Raw genomic sequence first — 511 nt, 5'->3', positions numbered from 1 at the left:
AATTGGGATATCCAGCGGACTTAGTACATTACTTAGCAGGATTTGTTCCTGATAATTTCTTAGGAAAGCTAGTAAACCCTGAATATGACTTAATCAATGATGGCCCTAAGGTTTGGCAAGCCATTATGGGTAGTGCCTATCTTGGTAAAGAGTACAACGTCGCAAAGCAATATATCTGGGCATATAACCAAATCATGCGAGATGGCTTAGTTGTACTGCCAGAAGACACGCTTAAACGGTTTTGGCTTGCAGATAAAGCTTATATGAGTCAAACAAGACAAAGTGAAATTACAGGTACTCCTATTCCTGGATTACCAGTCAATCCAACTCGCCCTCCGAAACCCGAAACACCAAATTATCCTGCATGACCTGAACATTGTGGAATTATAAGATTGGAGAATTTTTAGAATGTTATATAAAACTATTCATACAACAATAGGTCTGCAGCTATTAGCAAGTGCCGAGGCTACGGGTTCAAAAATTGAAATCACCCATATGGCTGTTGGTGATG

At 39.7% G+C, this 511-nt stretch carries 2 protein-coding genes; both read left to right on the top strand.

The features are described 5' to 3' along the window. Nucleotides 1-368: non-contractile tail sheath protein (locus JI65_RS17050; RefSeq protein ID WP_197971984.1), on the top strand; the 368-nt coding region annotated here is incomplete at its 5' end. A 40-nt stretch (nt 369-408) separates the two neighbouring features. Continuing rightward, nucleotides 409-511: phage tail-collar fiber domain-containing protein (locus tag JI65_RS17815; protein WP_191018357.1), on the top strand; the 103-nt coding region annotated here is incomplete at its 3' end.

The sequence above is a fragment of the Treponema zioleckii genome (genome assembly GCF_014737315.1).
Lineage (GTDB): Bacteria > Spirochaetota > Spirochaetia > Treponematales > Treponemataceae > Treponema_D > Treponema_D zioleckii.
This window is presented reverse-complemented; position numbering and strand designations above follow the sequence as displayed.